The 16,496-nt window shown below is 67.7% G+C and carries 13 protein-coding genes and 3 pseudogenes; 4 read left to right on the top strand and 12 right to left on the bottom strand.

Going from position 1 to position 16,496, the window contains the following annotated elements; all coding sequences use genetic code 11:
* Positions 1 to 10: 10 nt before the first annotated feature.
* Positions 11 to 1,222: a PP2C family protein-serine/threonine phosphatase gene (locus GNX96_RS02335; RefSeq protein WP_163566830.1), complete on the bottom strand. Its 1,212-nt coding sequence runs from the start codon at positions 1,220 to 1,222 to the stop codon at positions 11 to 13.
* A 169-nt stretch (positions 1,223 to 1,391) separates the two neighbouring features.
* On the opposite strand from GNX96_RS02335, the gene GNX96_RS02330 reads away from it, so the two are divergent.
* The gene (locus GNX96_RS02330; RefSeq protein WP_163566829.1) at positions 1,392 to 1,670 is read left to right on the top strand and encodes a hypothetical protein; all 279 of its coding nucleotides are present in this window, start codon (positions 1,392 to 1,394) and stop codon (positions 1,668 to 1,670) included.
* 30 nt (positions 1,671 to 1,700) lie between these two features.
* On the opposite strand, the pseudogene GNX96_RS02325 reads toward GNX96_RS02330, so the two are convergent.
* A pseudogene (locus tag GNX96_RS02325) lies at positions 1,701 to 2,485 on the bottom strand (SigB/SigF/SigG family RNA polymerase sigma factor).
* 140 nt (positions 2,486 to 2,625) lie between these two features.
* On the opposite strand from GNX96_RS02325, the gene GNX96_RS02320 reads away from it, so the two are divergent.
* On the top strand, positions 2,626 to 2,886 hold the full coding sequence (locus tag GNX96_RS02320) for a hypothetical protein (RefSeq protein ID WP_163566828.1): 261 nt from the start codon (positions 2,626 to 2,628) through the stop codon (positions 2,884 to 2,886).
* 147 nt (positions 2,887 to 3,033) lie between these two features.
* Entirely contained in the window at positions 3,034 to 3,906 is an 873-nt protein-coding gene (locus GNX96_RS02315) for an SAM-dependent methyltransferase (RefSeq protein ID WP_163566900.1), read from the top strand.
* Here GNX96_RS02315 and GNX96_RS02310 read toward each other — a convergent pair whose 3' ends face one another.
* From GNX96_RS02310 to GNX96_RS02280, 7 genes are all read right to left on the bottom strand, one after another.
* Positions 3,907 to 5,415, bottom strand: a complete 1,509-nt coding sequence (locus GNX96_RS02310) for a GH116 family glycosyl hydrolase (RefSeq protein WP_163566827.1) — start codon at positions 5,413 to 5,415, stop codon at positions 3,907 to 3,909.
* Positions 5,358 to 7,295: a hypothetical protein gene (locus GNX96_RS02305; protein ID WP_163566826.1), complete on the bottom strand. Its 1,938-nt coding sequence runs from the start codon at positions 7,293 to 7,295 to the stop codon at positions 5,358 to 5,360. The genes GNX96_RS02310 and GNX96_RS02305 overlap by 58 nt, the downstream gene beginning before the upstream one ends.
* A complete protein-coding gene (locus tag GNX96_RS02300) occupies positions 7,267 to 8,124 on the bottom strand; it encodes a GH116 family glycosyl-hydrolase (RefSeq protein ID WP_163566825.1) in 858 nt (285 codons plus the stop codon). Before GNX96_RS02300 ends, GNX96_RS02305 begins: the two co-directional genes overlap by 29 nt.
* A gap of 271 nt (positions 8,125 to 8,395) precedes the next feature.
* A complete protein-coding gene (locus GNX96_RS02295) occupies positions 8,396 to 9,184 on the bottom strand; it encodes an FHA domain-containing protein (protein ID WP_163566824.1) in 789 nt (262 codons plus the stop codon).
* 40 nt (positions 9,185 to 9,224) lie between these two features.
* The gene (locus GNX96_RS02290) at positions 9,225 to 10,274 is read right to left on the bottom strand and encodes a protein kinase domain-containing protein (protein WP_163566823.1); all 1,050 of its coding nucleotides are present in this window, start codon (positions 10,272 to 10,274) and stop codon (positions 9,225 to 9,227) included.
* A 21-nt stretch (positions 10,275 to 10,295) separates the two neighbouring features.
* The gene (locus GNX96_RS02285) at positions 10,296 to 12,050 is read right to left on the bottom strand and encodes an outer membrane protein assembly factor BamB family protein (RefSeq protein WP_163566822.1); all 1,755 of its coding nucleotides are present in this window, start codon (positions 12,048 to 12,050) and stop codon (positions 10,296 to 10,298) included.
* Positions 12,026 to 12,490: a protein kinase domain-containing protein gene (locus GNX96_RS02280; protein ID WP_163566821.1), complete on the bottom strand. Its 465-nt coding sequence runs from the start codon at positions 12,488 to 12,490 to the stop codon at positions 12,026 to 12,028. The genes GNX96_RS02285 and GNX96_RS02280 overlap by 25 nt, the downstream gene beginning before the upstream one ends.
* Positions 12,491 to 13,020: 530 nt before the next feature.
* On the opposite strand from GNX96_RS02280, the pseudogene GNX96_RS02275 reads away from it, so the two are divergent.
* Positions 13,021 to 14,160: pseudogene (locus tag GNX96_RS02275) on the top strand (Cmx/CmrA family chloramphenicol efflux MFS transporter).
* Here GNX96_RS02275 and GNX96_RS02270 read toward each other — a convergent pair.
* The 3 genes and pseudogenes from GNX96_RS02270 to GNX96_RS02260 form a co-directional block, all read right to left on the bottom strand.
* Complete coding sequence (locus GNX96_RS02270; protein ID WP_163566820.1) at positions 14,157 to 15,065, bottom strand: alpha/beta hydrolase; 909 nt, start codon at positions 15,063 to 15,065, stop codon at positions 14,157 to 14,159. The pseudogene GNX96_RS02275 and the gene GNX96_RS02270 sit on opposite strands and share 4 nt — an antisense overlap.
* 53 nt (positions 15,066 to 15,118) lie before the next feature.
* Positions 15,119 to 15,724, bottom strand: coding sequence for a TetR/AcrR family transcriptional regulator (locus GNX96_RS02265; protein WP_163566819.1), 606 nt, complete (start codon positions 15,722 to 15,724; stop codon positions 15,119 to 15,121).
* Positions 15,724 to 16,494: pseudogene (locus GNX96_RS02260) on the bottom strand (enoyl-CoA hydratase family protein). Before GNX96_RS02260 ends, GNX96_RS02265 begins: the two are co-directional and overlap by 1 nt.
* Positions 16,495 to 16,496 lie beyond the last annotated feature (2 nt).

Here is a 16,496-nt window from a genome sequence, read left to right as displayed (position 1 = left end):
TACCCGGCACCTAGCCCGCGCGCCTACGCAGAATGAGCAACGCCACGTCGTCCGCTGGTGCGGTCCGACCAAGCATGCTCGCCATCACGGCCGCGCAGACCTCTTCCGGGTCCGCGTCGTCGACGACCGCCCGACAGAGCGCGTCCATGCCCGCGTCGATGGAGACGCCGCGCCGTTCCACCAGGCCATCGGTGTAGAACGCCACCATCACCCGGGCGGGCAGTTCCACCGTGCTGGTACGTCTGCGCGCCGCGGCCAGAACGCCGACCGGCGGGTCCACCGGCAGGTCGGCGACCCTGGCCGGCTGGCCAGGTCCGGCCACCACCGGAGGCAAGTGGCCGGCCAGCGAGATCCGCACCCGGCGCAGGTCCGTGTCGAAGACGGCATAGAGCACGGTGGCCATCGAACCGGCCTCGAAGTGCCTCGCCTTCGCATCCAACCGCTGCAGCACCTCGGCCGGGTCCTCGTACTCCAGCGCGTACGCCCGAAGCGCACTGCGGAGCCGTCCCATCACCACTGCCGCGGCGAGGCCGTGACCAGCCACATCTCCCATCACCACGCAGAACCGCCCGGATGGCAGGGTGAACAGGTCGTACCAGTCGCCGCCGATGTTCTCGCCCTCCCCGGGCACATACCGCGCGGCGAGCCGCAGTCCCGGGACTTCCGGCAGCCGCGCCGGCATCAGGCTCCGCTGCAGCATCTGGGCAGCGCTGCGGTCCTCCCGGCTCAGCTCGGTCTGCATCGCCAACGCGACCCGGTCGGCGACCATCTGCAGCAGGTCGGCGTCCTCGTCGGTGAAGCCGACCTGGGCCAGCCGGCCGACGTGCAGCACACCCAGGAGGCGGTCCGCGGCCACCAGCGGGACGCCGAGCAGGGTCCGGATCCCAGCCGACAGCAGCACCGGGTCAAGGACTGTGGCCGGGCTCACGTCGTCGAGAGCCAGCGGTCGGCGGGCCGCCACCACCTGGCCGGCGAAGCTGCCAGCCGTCGGGACTCCGATGCCCGCCCGGCGCTCCTCCTGGAGACCGCGAGCGGTGGTCACGACAAGCTCATCATCTTCAAGCAGCAGCACAGCCGCGGTGTCGGCGGACAACGCTTCCAACACCCGGGCAAGCAGTTCGTTGATCAACTCGGTTGGCCCCAGCCGGGCCAACGACGGGTCGGTCACGGACTCGATCTGGCGAAGCCGGTCAGCGGCCCCCGGAGATGACTGCGCCGGCACGGCGGTAGGTTACCGCGTTCGTGGCAAACCGGACGACAACCTCCATAAAGTCGGCGATTTGTCGTTATTCGCGATGATTCTAAGAAAAAGTTTGGGCGCGTGCGTTTGCCCCAGCGCAGATCGGGTATCCGCCGCGGAACGTCGCCAGGTCTGGAAAGGGTGGCCCGCCATGGAGTCCCCAGTCGAGCTCCACCCGTACGGCATCGGCGAGTATCTCGCGGTCATCCAGCCCGGAGACGTACTCCGCCATCTCCTACTGGGCCTGGACGAGCCGGTCGTCGCGCTGCTCGGCGGGCCCGATCCAGACGACCTGGTGCACCAGGCCCTGATCCTGCTGCTGGAAACGTGGATCCCCGAGGAACTCCCGCACGACCTGGACCTTCGAGATCTCGCGGTCGCCGCCGACCCCGATTTCCTCCCCGAACTGCGAGCCAGGTTAGACCGCTGAGCAGCCGTACGCGCCTGCGGCGGCCGCTGCTCAGTCCTGCGCGAGCGCCTCGCGGAGTTGTTCGAGCGTACGGCCAAGGATGCGGGAGACCTGCATCTGCGACACCCCGACCTGCTCGGCGATCTTGGTCTGGGTGAGGTTTCCGAAGAACCGCAGCAAAAGAATGCGCCGCTCCCGCTCGGGCAGGGCGGCCAACAAGGGCTTGAGCGCCTCGTGGTTGTCCACCAGCTCGAGGCGGCTGTCCTCCTCGCCGAGCGTCTCGGCGAGCGGGGTGTCCGCGGAGAATCCCGGGGCCGGCGCCTGCAGCGAGTCCGCGTGATACGCCCGGCCGGCCTCCAGACCCTCGTACACCTGCTGCAGGCTCATCCCGAGGTGCTCGGCGAGCTGCGTCGGCGTCGGCGCGGACCCGATCCGCTGGGACAGCTCGGCGGCCGCCGAGCTAACGGCCAAGTGCAGTCCTTGGCGCCCCGCGGCACTCGTACGGCCCAGCTGGCGTCCCGGAAGTAGCGACGCACCTCGCCCATGATCGTGGGCACCGCGAAAGACAGGAAATCGCTGCCGTGCGCCGGGTCGAACCGGTCCACCGCCTTCACCAGTCCCAGCCGGGCCACCTGTACGAGGTCGTCATGGGGCTCGCCCCGGTTGCGGAACCGCAGCGCCACGTGCTCGGCGACCGGCAGGTATTCGGTCACCAGCCGATCGCGTACGTCCGCTCGCCGCGGGTCCTCCTCGGCGAGGCCGCCCAGCTCGACGAAGAGCGGTTCGAGGTCGGTGTAGTCGCGCGGCTGATTCGGTTGACCGGCATCCGCGGCCATCACCCTGCGGCCACCCCGCCGCGAGACTTGACTGCCTCGATGTGCAGCTCCGCCGGTTCCTGGGCCCACGTCCGCACCGAGTCGACCAAAGTGGACAGCACTCGCCACCCGAACGAGGTGACGCTGAGCGGATCCGGTTTTTGGCTCCCACGCTGCCATGCAGGGTGATCCGGTCACTGTCCACAATGAACCGGCACACCAGCACGGCTTCGCCGGCGGCCCGTACGATCAGCTGCGAACACAGCTCGTCGACGGCCATCGTCACGTCCGCGATGGCGTCCAGGTCGAAGTCCTCCCGCATGGCGATCGTGTTGGCCACGGCTCGCAACACCGGGAGTTGGGTCGCTTCGGCCGGCACTCGCACCTCGACCGCTTGGGGAACATCCACCTCAAAACCGTAGCGCGCCGCACGACGGACCGCCGAACGGGGCTTTCCGCGCGGCGACCCGGATTCCCTTCCGGACCCACTACTGAGCTGCCTGTTATCAAGGATAAAGTCGCCGGTGGCCGTACCGCGCGAAGCCGGAAAGGACGAACAGGGACCAGCTATGCCGAACCCAGCCGCCCGTACGGCCGTCGGCCCGATGACCATCGTCGCGGCCGCCCAGTGGGGTCCCCAGGAGCACCGGATACATGAGGACAAGCTGGCGTACGGCTTCCTGCCCGCCGCCACCCGAGCCATCGTGTCGCTGACCCGGTGGGAACCCGCGCGGCGCGCTCTCTTCAACGCCACCGAGTCGCGGGCGAAGGGCCTGTGGGCGGAAATGCTGTGCCGTAAGCGGTATGTCGACGACAAGCTCCGGGCCGCGGTCACCGCCGGCGTGGACAACGTCGTCATTCTCGGCGCCGGCCTGGACACTCTCGCCTATCGCCGTCCTGTCCCAGCCGGTACGGCGGTTTTCGAGGTCGACCAGCCGGACACCATCTCGTACAAGAAAAAAGCGGTGACCCGGGCGCTCGGGAAGATGCCGGCCACGGTGACGCTGGTGCCGATCGACTTCCAGAAGGAGAACCTCCGCGAGGTGCTGACCGCGCACGGCTACCGGTCCGGCGGCCGGACCTTCTTCGTCTGGGAGGCGGTCACCCAGTACCTGACCGAAGACGCCGTCCGGAGCTGTTTCACCTTTCTCTCCCAGGCATCGGCTGGCAGCGAGCTGGTTTTCACGTACGTCCGCAAGGACTTCCTCGACGGCATCACGCTCTACGGCGCCGAGGGCGCCTACTTGGACTTCGTGATGAAGAACCGTCTCTGGCAGTTCGGCATGAACCCGGACCAGGTCGAAGGATTTCTCGCCGACTACTCCTGGATGGTGAAAGAGCAGCTGGGCGGCAAGGAGTTCACCGCCCGCTACGTCGCACCATCTGGAAGTAGGCTGCCGGTGACCGATATCGAACAGTCTTGCTACGCGGTGAAGAGCTGATCAGCTCAGGACCACCTCCAGCTGCTGGCCGGCGGCCACGGTAACCTGGCTGGCCAGCGTGATGTCCACCCGCGTCCCAGTCACGGTCTTCTGCGCTACGGCGACCGGTTGACCCGCGAGGGTCACCGCGACCGTCGTTGCGGCGGTGGCGGTTTCGAAGGCCAGCGAGGAAAGTGTGACCTGCCCGTAGCGGACCTGGACCTGACAGGTCTGCGAGGTGGCGTCCCGGAGTTGGCGATAGGAACCCCAGCCCTGCGCCGCCGTGAACGCGGTCTGGAATGCCTCCGGGGTGATTTTCGGCGCGAATCCGAGATGACCGCGCGGCCCGTGGTACGCATACCCGGACGCGGCCAGGAAAACGGCGTGGCTCGCCATCGCCCGGGAATAGTGGTCCCCGCACTCGATCTCGTTGTAGGGGTTGCGTTTCACCGCGTCGTAGCGGGCATGCACCGCATTCACCACCGACAGGGCCTGCGACACCAGCCCCTCGGCCATCATGTGCGCCGCCGCCTGGTATTCCTGGCCGGTCCACACTTCGTTGAAATACCAGCCGATCCAACCGCCGCCGGCGTCCGGGCTGACGCCGTGCGGCCACACCGACATGATCATCCCCGGCTCGTTCTTCGCCGCGTACGTCCGCGCACCGCTGCCGGCCGGACTGGTGCTGAGGTAACCCACCGGGTCCGCGATGAAGTTGTAGCGGAACAGGTTCGCCAGCGCTGTTTGCGCCTTGTCCGCCGGGAAAACCCGCGGCAGGTCGAGTTGCGAGGCATACATCTGCCCGAACATCTGGTCGATGTAGCTGCCCCAGTTGCTGCTGTGCGTCTGGCCGTGCGAGGTGTCGGGTTTCTGAATGTAGTAGCCGTACTGGGCGTTCCACATGTTCGTGTTCAGGTAGTTGCTGCCCGCGGTCGCCAGGGTCGTGCACTGGTTCGCGTACGCGGTATCGCCCATCTCGGTCGCCATCGCCGCCACCGCCCGCAGGGCGGCGATGTAAAGGCCGCTGATCCAGGGAATGACGCCGTACCAGTCGTCGTCCAGAGTGGTGTGCTGCTTTCCTTCCAGGATCCCGTTGTTATTGCCGTCCTGACCGATCAGGTAGTTCATCGCGACCTTGATCGTCGGCCAGTTTCGCTGCAGGAAGCTGGCATCCGGGGCCATCTGGTGTTCGCGGTAAATCCGCAGCATGGTGCCGCAGTCGCCGTCGGCCGCCGTGGTCATGTCGTACTCAGCCCGGAAACCCATCGCGCCGGTGTCCGGGTGGAAGCCGACTCCGAGATCCACCCGCTCTCGGGTATCCCTTTCCAGCGACGGGAAAAGCCGGGCGATGGACTGCGCGTACGACCAGACGTGCTCGCAGGTTCCGTCGCAGGAATACACGCCCTCGAAGGCGTAGAAACGGCCACTGCCGAAGTGGTAACAGGTCGAGGTGGCCGCGGTGGACGCCGGGCTCATGGTTCGTTGCAGGAACCAGTACGGCAGCGTGGAGCTGTCATAGACGGCGTCCACCCACGAGCGGGTCGTCGCCTCCAGCCGAGCCAGGTCTGTGCCAAGATAGCCGGCGATCGCCTGCGCGGAGCCAAAGCGGCCGGCGTAGTGGTGGGTGAGTGTGTCGGCGTCCGCCAGCAGCGCGAAAAGGTCCCGCCGGGGCACCGGAAACCGCCAGGTGACCGCGAAACGTACGGTCGCGGATGCGCCCGGCGCGAGCGTGACCGGCACCCGTACGGCACCGACCGGCCCGGCCTGCCCGGGAGCGGTGTCGGCCGTTCCGTCTGGTGAATCGAAAATATCGTCCACCGTCGCCGACCGGCTGAGCGCCGGATGCGCGTCGGCGCGGCGGCGGCGAGCGCGGTGATCGCGAACGTGCCCTGGTCGGGGATACGACTGAAAACCTGGGTCGGCGGCTGGTCGGTCTGCACGATGTAGTCGACGTTGATGTGCGCCCACCCGCCCTGCGCGTTGTCGACGATCTGCAGGGTCGCGGTTTGTCCCTGATATCCAGCGAGGCTGATGACGCGCGGCTTCAGGAGTTCGGTGTCCTCGCCGGTAACCGAGCCAATCACCGTGCCGTTGATCAGGACATTCACGCAAGCGGTGCCGGGTTTGTTGCCACCGCCCACCCGCAGGGACAGATATTGCCGGCTGACGGTGAAAGTCCGGCTGAGCATGCCGGTGTACGAGTCAAAATCACCGCTGTTGGACCGATAGTTGTATGAGGTCACCCAGTTCGCACCGTGTGCGTTGAGGTCGCCGAAGCGTTTCATTCCGTCCGGCACCGAAGCGACGGCCACTGGCCCGGCACCAAACGCGTTCCCGGTCACCGTCCATCCCGCGTACGTGCTGGATTCGAAGTCATCGACGACGATGTCCGCACGGGTGTCGGTGAAGCCGAGGTAGTCGACGTTGATGTGCGCCCACGCGCCCTGCCGCGAGTCGACGATCTGGATGGTCGCCGTCTGTCCTTTGTGGGCGGACACGTCGATGTACTGCTCTATCAACGGCTCGGTGCCGTCGCCAACGCCCGCGCCGGCTCCGGTGACCGAGCCGATGACCGTACCGTTGACAAGGACGTTGACGCATTCCTGTCCAGGCCAGTTGCCGCCGCCGACCCGCGCTCGTACGAAATCGCGGCTGATCGTGAAGGGTTGGCTGGTCAAAGTGCCGGTGTAGGAGTCCGGATCACCACTGTTGGCGCGATAGTTATACGACGTCACGATGTTCGTGCCGTTCGCGTTGAGGTCACCGAAGCGCTTCATCCCGTCCGGCACCGAAGAAGCCGCCACCGGTCCGGCGCCGAAGGCCGTCCCGGTCACCGTCCAACCAGCGTACGTTCCCGCTTCGAAGTCCTCGAAAAGAATGTCCGGCGCGTGGTCCGTGAAGACGATCTGGTCGACGTTGATATGTGCCCAGGCGCCCTGCCTGGAGTCGACGATCTGAATAGTGGCCGACTGTCCTTTGTGGGCGGACACGTCGATCCACTGGTCCACCATCTGCTCGGTGCCGTTTCCGGTCCCAGGCGTAGATCCGGTGACCGAGCCGACGACCGTGCCATTCACCACCACATTCAGGCATTCCTCGGCCGGCCAGTTGCCGCCACCGACCCGGGCCCGGACGTAATTGTGGGAAATCGTGAAGGCGGCGCTGGTCAGCGTCCCGGTGTACGAGTCAGCGGTGGCCAGGTCCCCGCCGGCCGCGATGAAGTTGTGCGAGGTGACGAAATGCGTACCGATCTGCTGGAAATCGCCGAAACGCCTCAGGTAGGCCGGCGTCGATCCAACGGTCACCGGGCCAGCGCCGAATGCCGTTCCGGTCGCTGTCCACCCCACATAGCGAGCCGTTTCGAAGTCCTCAAAGACAAAGTCACCCGGGTCGGTGGCACTGAATTCCACCCCGGCGCCACCACTGACGGTGAAACCGCGGCGTGTGCAGCTGGACCGGCTGCGTATTGCGGCTGGCCAGGCACACCGGCGCCTCGCTCCACCCGGCCAGGGTGACGGTGACCGGCTGCGTCGAGGTGTTCTTGACCGTGTACGCCATCACCGTCGCTGGCAGCTCGGAGTCGTCGACGTTGGTCGGCACGTACGGGCTGAATGCCTCCAGCGAGACGCTGACCGGCAAACCGCCGGCTGGGTAGTCGACGTGGGCGAGCGGATAGCGACCGGTGAAGGTGATGCCGGCCGGGTCGAACCCGGTGGAGTCCAGCGCCCGGGTCACCGTCTGGCCGGCCGACACCGTACGAATGACGAAGCCTTGCCGGAACCGCGGCGCGTACGTGGTGCGGTCGAGGTAGGACGCCGGCGCGACATAGTGCGGGCCACCGCAGTCGTTGGCGCCAGGCGCGACCAGCGTGGGACCGTTGTCGATGTCCCACCACCACAGCCGGCCGTCGCCGCCGAGGTAGAGCTGCCCGGTGGTGATGCCGCCAACCGGCATGCCGATGTGCGCCAACGCGGCCCCGGACCAACTTGTCGGCACGCCGCGGTCGGTCAACGCCTTCGCGGTCACCGCGTCCAGCTCGGCCGGTGCGCCGATCCGCTCGATCTGGTCAGGCCGCGCCGAGAAGGCGGCGGCCACGTCGGCTCGACTGGCCAGAATCCCAAAAGCCGCCGCCGACAGCGACGAGGTGAGGAACGCCCGCCGTGAGACCGCGCCGATGGGCAGTCGCGCACCCTTCGGGCCGTCGCAACAGTACGGGTCGTTCGGCTGAGTCGGATCCATGACGGTCGGCCTCCTGAGAAAATGCGGGACAACCACGCTAGAAATCGTTTTCCGCGCGTGGAGGCTAGCCGCCGGATGGCCATCGGGTCAACGGCTGTCGGGGCGGCTCGGGAAATCCCACACAAGACCATCGTCCAAGAATGGGAAAGCAGACTTCGGCCCCGAAAGGGACGGCCGTCAGCAATTCCGGCGTTGGATTCACTCATTCCAGCGCGGCAGTCGATGAGCACGCGACGTGTGCAGTGGCAGCAAAAGTGTGGCCTTGGCAACCTCAGCCCTCGAGGAGGGCCAGGTCTGCCGGGGTGAGGGTGCCCGACACCAGCAACGCGGTGATCAGATTGTGGTTCAGCGCGTTGCCCACTGGTGGCGGGACTTCCTCTTCCAAAAGGCCGGGTGTGATCGGGCTGAGCCGACGCCGGACCTTACCGACGACGTGCCCGAGCCGGCGGACGCCCCATTCTTCGGTCGGCCGCACCTCCGCCAGCTCGCTGGCGACCTGTCCCCACGTGAGCGGCTGCGGTTGGGGGTCGGAGCGCAGATAGCGTTGACTCAGACAGACCAGCACCAGCTTTTCCACCGGACTGAGAGAATGCGCGTCCGGATCGATCGTGTTCAGCTCGTACGCGGACGCCGGGTTGGTGCTGGCGCGACCGGCGACGCGGACCTCCAGGAGGTGTTCGCGCCGCGGTCCGACAATGAACAACGGCGTGTACGCGACCGGCAGGTGTTCGCGGTGGCCGCTCAGCAGCAGGCGCGGCCCGGGAAAGCAAATCGGCATCCGACCCACGTTGTCCACGACCCAGCCGGATCGCTCGTACGTGATGTAGCCGTGCTCGCGGCTGACGTGCGGATCGTCGGCACCGACGCAGACGTGCACCGCAGGATCGTTGCGGCCGAAAACCACCCGGAAGCCGGCATCCGGTGCGACGCTCATCCCGCCATTCACGCCGAGCACGAACAGCGTGCCGGGCGCGGCCGGCGGCAAGCCCCCGGCGAGGCTGCGGGCGTCTTTCGGCAGCAAGGTCACCTTGCTCGACGATCCCGGGATGGACAGCGTCATGAATGCAGGCTAACCGCCGCCATCCGGGAGGGGTCCCGATTCAGGTGTACGTGTAGCCGCTGTCCTTGCCGCTGCCCTGTTGACCGGAGACCCCGTCGACACCGGTGGTCACCTGGAAACCGTCGACCAGGACTCGGTGCTGGATCTCCCCCGGCGGGAAGCCATACGTCAGCTGCCAGGTGTTCTTTCCCTTCCCAGAAGGCAACTTCACCACTTGCCGCCACGGCAGCCTGACGTTCTTCAGGGTCATCGCCTGCCCGTTCACGGTGTACGTGACCGAAGTGAGCGCGACGTTGCCGGTGAAGTAGAACTCCAGCGTGTGCACGGCCGCCGGCGAGGCGGTCGGTTTGGGGGTGGGTTTCGGGGTAGGCGCTGGCTTCGGCTTCGTATCGAGGGCGTAGAGCGTTGGGACGCCAATACCGGCCGCCAGCACGACCGCGCCGCCGATGCCGCCGAAAAGCAGCGCCCGCCGGCTCATCCGCCGACGCGGTGGCATCTCGACCGCCATCCGCGGACCTATCGCCCTTTCCACCGGCGGATTCTGGGCCTCGCTCGCGCGCCGATCGATTTCGGTCACCACGGCTGGCGGCAGCCAAGACGACCCGCTGGACCTGGTCACCGAGGCCAAGTAGCTGGTCAGCTGCACCGCCGTCGGCCGACCGGCCGGTTCCCGGATCATGCAGTTGGCCAGGAAAATTCGCAGGTTTTCGTCGGCAATCCCTACCAGTGGTGGGACTTCGTGGTCGATCCGGAACATCTTCACGTGCGGCGGTCCCTCGCCGAACGGCTCCATCGCGGTGCAGGCGTACGCGAGGGTGGATCCCAGCGAGAAGACGTCACTGGCCGGTCCGAGCGCTCGGCCGCCCACCTGCTCCGGCGACATGAAACCGGGTGATCCAGCTGGCAGCGTCGGTCCGGAGATTTCCCCGCTCGGGCGGGAAATACCGAAGTCGATCACCCGCGGACCGTCCGCGGTCAGCAGCACGTTCGACGGTTTCAGGTCCAAGTGGGCAACCCCGGCCGCGTGAATCGCGACCAGCGCTTCGCCCAGGCCCGCCGCCAACGGCCACACCGCGGTCGGCGGCAGCACGCCGAAAAATCCCGTACGGCATCACGCAAAGACACCGCCGGCAGGAACTCGGTGACCAGCCATGGGACCGCCGCATCGGGGTCGGTGTCCACCAGCGGCGCGGTGAAGGCGCGCGCCAATGGCCTGAGCGGCCCACACCTCCCGACGGAATCGGTCCCGAATCTCCGGATCGGCGGCGAGCACGGGATGCACCACCTTGACCGCCACCGACCGGCCGGCCGGCGACCGTCCCAAGTAGACAGTGCCCATGCCGCCGGCACCGATCCGGGCCAGCACCTGGAAACGGCCGACCGAGGCCGGATCCCCGAATTCAAGGGCTTGCACTGGCGGCTCCCACGGGCGTCGGGGGCTGATGGCTTGCACGGACCCGTCCCGGGTCCCGATGAACACCAGCGCGCCGGCGGCGACCGGCCCACCGTTGTGCATGACGTCAGCGGCGTAAGTCCACAGGACCCGCCCGGAGGTGGCATCCAGCGCGTACGTCATCTTGTCAGTGCCCGCAACATAAAGCATCGTCCCGGTCAGCGTGAGCATATTGCTCGTACCAGCCACTCGGCCCTCGCCGTGACCGACCTGCTGCGACCACACCAGCTCGCCGGTACGCGTCCGAAGCGCCCGGACCTGCCCATCCGGTCTGGTGGTGTAGAGAATTCCGCTGCCGCACTGAAATCCAGATGTGAGGTCGTAGTCGGACCGCTGCCAGACATGCTGGCCGTTGTCGGCGCGAAGCGCGTGCAGGGTTCCCTGCTTGTCACAGACGAAAACCATCGCATCACCGGCCAGCGGGAAAAGCGCGTCAGCGATCTGGTACGACCATTTCTTGCGGCCAGTGCTGGCCTCCAGCCCCACCAACACGTCCTGAAGAACGACAACCACCCCGGCCGTCGTGTCGATGCCTTCCTTGGCCCCGAAGTTGGCCGTCCACAGTGGACTTCCGCTGGACACGCTCAGGCCGTGCGTACGCTCATATCCGAAGCAGGCCACCGATCCGGCGACGACGACATCGGAATCCGGGTAGTCGGGCTCACCCACGTACGTCCACGCGGTCGCGCCGCTGGACGCGTGGATGGCGGTCAGCAACTGCAGCTGGGTGGCATCGGAGGTATACGCCAGATCGCCGGTGGCCGAGCCCCGCGAGCCGGCCCGCGACCAGCGCTGGCGACCCGTCGCCGGGTCCAGTGCGTGGATGGTCTTGTCGATCCACACCAGCACCAGCCCGCCGGCCATCGTGACCACGTCAGGAAAGTAGCCACCCAGCCGTACTGTCCACTTGAGACTCGCCAGCGGCACCGACACCGAGGGCAGCGCCCTGGCTGCCTCGGTCGTCGACGGGGCCGGCTGCCGAGCGCGGTGCTGGGTGGTCGCGAGCCCGACCGCGACACCGCCGGCCAGCACACTCGCACCGACCGCGCCGATGACGAAACTGCGCCGGCTCAGCGGGCTTCGGGGCGCCGGCGGCGCCGGCACGATGGTGGGATCCACCGTTGGCAGACCCATCACCACGGGATCGGCCGTCGGCTCGCCGGTCAGCACCGACAGCTGCCCGACCGGCGGCGACGGCGGATGCCGGGCCAGCGCCGTCCGCCGGTCAATCTCCTGGGCCACCGCGGCCGGCAGCCATCCGGTGCCCTGCAACGAAAACTGACTCGGGCCGAGCTGTGCGAGCACCGCCTCAGCGCTCGGACGCTGCCGCGGATCCAGCCGCAGGCACTGGGAAATCAGCCGATGCAGGTCGCCGTCGGTGACACCGCTCAGCTCCGCCCTGCCGGCGGACACCCTTTCCATCCGGTCCTGCCAGCTACCGGCACCGAAAACCTCCGTGCCGGTAGCCGCGTACGCCAGCACACCGCGCCAAAGGTGAAAATGTCGCTGGCCGGCCCGATCCGGACGCCGGCGATCTGTTCCGGCGAGGTGAATCCAGGCGTACCAACGAAAGCGCCGGGTCGGGTGATCGAGGTCGCGTCCTCCGGGGTAGCGATGCCGAAGTCGATCACCCGCGGCCCGCCGGCGGTCAGCATCACGTTCGACGGCTTGAAATCCCGGTGCACCACGCCGGCCCGGTGGATCGCCGCGAGCGCCTCGGCCATCCCGGCCGCGAGGGCCCGTACGGAGCCGACCGGCGCCCCACCGAAGCCGCGGATCGCCTCGTCCAGGGACAGTCCCGGCAAGTACGCGGTGACCAGCCAGGGCGGGGTCGCGTCCGGGTCGGCGTCCACCACCGGGGCGGTAAAAAAAGCCGCTCACAGACCTCGCGGCGCGGATCTCGCGAGCGAACCGGCGGCGGTATTCGGGATCGGTGCCCATCCCGCGCACCACCTTGATCGCGACCAGCCTGCTGCCGGGCGTACGCCCAAGGTAGACGACGCCCATGCCGCCCATCCCCAACCGGGCCAACACCCGATAGGCGCCCACCCACGCCGGATCCCCCGGTTCCAGCGGCTGCACAACCCTGCCTCTCGGCTCGACCCCATCTGCTCCCGGACAGCCAACCACGAAGCAGCTGGCTGCATCTGTATTTATGTCGACACCATCGGCTCACCTGACTAATCTGCTCTGGTGTCCAGCCCCGAGTCAGACAGAGCGTAGCCACCGGCCATCCGGTGGCCACTGTCCCTGACCATCACCACCGGAACGCCGGTCCTCGCGCGGCGGCCGCTTCGTACCCGGCTGCCTTCCTGTCAATGAACGACTCAGGCCGTGTTTCCCAGCGTCAACTTGGAAACACGGTCAGTTGCGGGGTTTCGTGATGCCTTTTGCCCTTTACCGCTCGGACTGGCGGTCTTCACGCAGGGGACGTCCGAGTTCATGCTGTCCGGCCTGCTGCCGGAAATCGCCGCTGACCTGCACGTCTCCCTGTCCGCCGCGGGGTTGTTGACCTCGGCGTACGCGCTGGGGATGATCGTCGGCGCGCCGCTGATGGCGGCTTGGAGCGGGCGCTGGCCGCGCCGCCGTGCGCTGGTCACCTTCCTGGCCACCTTTGTCCTCGTACACGTCATCGGGGCTCTGACCAGCAGCTATGTCGTGCTGCTCAGCACTCGTGTGGTGGGCGCGCTGGCGAACGCTGGTTTCTGGGCCACTGCGCTCGCGGCCGCCACCACGCTGGTCGCGCCGAATGCCAAGGCCCGGGCCACCTCCATCGTGGTCGGCGGCGTGACTGTCGCGTGCGTCGCCGGAGTTCCCGCCGGCGCACTGCTCGGCCAGTACGGCGGCTGGCGGGCCGCTTTCTGGGCCGTCGCGCTGGTCTCGGTGCCGGCCGTTTTCGCGATCGTACGGGCAATCCCGGCCGATCACGCCCCGAACAACCGGGGCAGTCTTGGGAAAGAGCTGCGCTCACTGGCAAACTCCCGACCTCGTGGTGGCTTTGACGTTGGGCGCTCTCGTCAACGGCGCGACCTTCTGCTCTTTCACCTATTTGGCACCGATTTTGACGAATGTCACCGGTTTCGCGGTCGGCTGGGTGCCGGTCATGCTCGCGCTGTTCGGACTCGGGTCCTTCGCCGGTGTCAGCATCGGCGGCCGGATCGCGGACGTACGGCCGCATGCGCTGCTCGCCGTCGGCGGCTACGGCCTGCTCGTCGGATGGGCGGTTCTCGCGCTGACAGCGGAAAATCCGCTGGTCACCGCGGTGTTGGTCTTCGGCCTCGGCGCGTTCGCGTTCGGTACCGGGTCCACTCTGGTCTCCCGGGTGCTCTATCTGGCGACGGAGGCGCCGACGCTGGGCGGCGGGTTCGCCACCGCCGCGCTCAACGTCGGTGCCGCGGTGGGACCGTGGCTCGGCGGGCTGGCCCTCGCCACTGGGCTCGGGTTTGGGTCGCCGCTCTGGATCAGCGCGCTGCTGATGGCTTTGGCGGTGGTGCTCAGCGCCATCGTACGGGCGCGGGTTTAGAGGATTTTTCTTACCAGCGCGAAGCTTTCCTCGATGGCCCGGCGAGCCGCCGGCACGCCGGGCATCGTCAGGAAGCCGTGGATCATCCCGGCGAACTGCAGTTCCTCGACCCGCACGCCGGCGTCCCTCAGCGCCGCCGCATAGGCCACCCCTTGGTCACGGATCGGGTCATACTCGGAGGTGACCACGACGGCCGGTGGCAGCTCGCCGAGCCGGTCGAACAGCAGCGGCGAAATCCGCGGATCCGTCACGTCCGCGGGACCCGTCAGATAGGCCTGCCCGAAGAGTTTCAGGGCCCGCCGATCGAGCAGGTAACCGTCCGCGAACATCGGTCCGGACGGGTAGCGGCGAGAAACATCGGTGGTGGGGTAGAAAAGCACCTGGGCGGCGATTGGTGGCCCGTCATCGAGCAACTGCTGGCTCACCACCGCGGCGAAATTGCCGCCCGCGCTGTCGCCGGCCACCGCCAGCCGGGCCGGATCGGCGCCGAGCTCGTCGAGGTTGTCGGCGACCCAGCGGGTCGCGGTGAGCGCGTCTTGCACTCCGGCCGGAAACGGGTGCTCCGGCGCGAGCCGGTAGTCCACCGACACCACGACCGCATCCACCTGTTGGCACAGCGCGCGGCACGGACTGTCGTGGGTGTCCAGATCACCGAAAACCCAGCCACCGCCATGGAAATACACGATTGTCGGATGCGGCCCGGGGCCCTGCGGACGGTAGATCCTGATCGGCAGGTCGGCGCCGATCGTACGATCCTCGACGCCGCCCACCGGCAACCGGTCAGACACCGGTTCCACGACGCATTGCCGCCGGTACGCGGCGCGGATGTCGGCCACCGAAGCACCCTCAGTCACCAGCGGTGGCATGTCCTGCATCGCGGCCAGAACGGACGGCTCGACGGGCATCGGCTGCTCCTCTCGTTACCTCTGACCATAGCCGGCGGCACCGACAGGAACGCTCAGCTTTTGGGCAGCGTCGAGTCCAGCATGCGCGCCCACTGCCGGACGATGCCGGCGCGGCGCGCGCTGTCGTCGGTCAGCAGGTTCCCGAGACCAAGTCCGCGGAGCAGGTCCAAGGTGGCTTGGACTGTTTCCCGGACGCCGGGCGTGTCCGGCACACCGAGCATCCGGATGACCGCCCGATGCGCTTCCCGGCCGAGCTCGGCCTCCAGCGACACGATCGCCTCGCGCATCTGCGGTTCGGCGGCCGCGGCCACCCAAAGATGCAGCGCCGCCCGAAAAAGCTGACCGGTGTAGAGATCAGCGAGCAACTCCATCAGTGCCTCAGTCCGCCGACTCCCGGCCCCAAGAGTAGCTGCCTGCCGGCCGATCTCCTGCATCCGTACTTCGCTGACATACCGTACGGCGGCCAGGAAAAGTTCTTCGCGGGTAGGAAAATGATGCTGCGCCGCTCCCCTGGACACCCCGGCTCGCTCGGCCACCACGGTCACCGTGCTGCCGGCGAAGCCGCGCTCGGCCAGGCATTCCACGGCCGCTTCCAACAACCGCTGCCTGGTCGCCCGGCTGCGATCCTGCTGCGGCTCCCGTACGGCCGGGCTGCCCATCAGCCGGCCTCGGCGGCCCAGCGCGGTGGCCTTCGCTGCAGAAATGCCTGCATTCCCTCGGCGGCCTCGGCAGAGGCGAACAGCCGCGCCGACTGCTCTTGTACGCGGTCTCCCTCACTATCCATTGTGGACAGCACGGATCGGGTCGTCAATGCCTTGGATTCCGCCAAACCCTGCGGCGAGCAAGCTCGTAGTCCGGTCAGCACGGCCTCGGTCTCGGCCCCCGCGTCCTGCGCCGCGACCGTGACCATGCCGATCCGGGCCGCCTCGGCCGCTCCGAATTTCTCGCCGGTGAGGAAATAGCGCGCGGCCGCCCGTTCGTCCAAACGCGACAGAGTGGTCAACGAAATCACCGCCGGCGCGAGCCCGAGCCGCACCTCGGTAAAAGCGAAAGTGTGTGGCCGGGCCGGCCACCACGATGTCGCAGCCACCGATCAGACCGAGCCCGCCGGCCCGTACGTGACCGTCGATCCGGGCCACCACCGGCTTGGGCATAGCGACCAAACTCCGCATCAGCGCCAGCATTCGCCCAGTGCCGCCGGCGGGGCCGCCCTGACTTGCCTCTTTCAGGTCCACTCCAGCACAAAAAACGTGCCGCCGGTGTGGGTCAGGACCACCGCTCGTACGCCAGGATCCTTTGCCGCCGCGGCAAGGTGACCCTCCAGGTCGGTCATCAACCGGCTGGACAACGCATTGCGGTTGGCCGGCGAATCCAGCGTCACCGTGGCCACCGCGCGGTCCACCTCGCAATGAACCAGCTCGTCTGACACGT

The organism is Fodinicola feengrottensis, from assembly GCF_010993775.1.
GTDB lineage: Bacteria > Actinomycetota > Actinomycetes > Mycobacteriales > HKI-0501 > Fodinicola > Fodinicola feengrottensis.
Note: the sequence above shows the minus strand (reverse complement) of the source record. Positions and strands in the feature narration are given on the sequence as shown.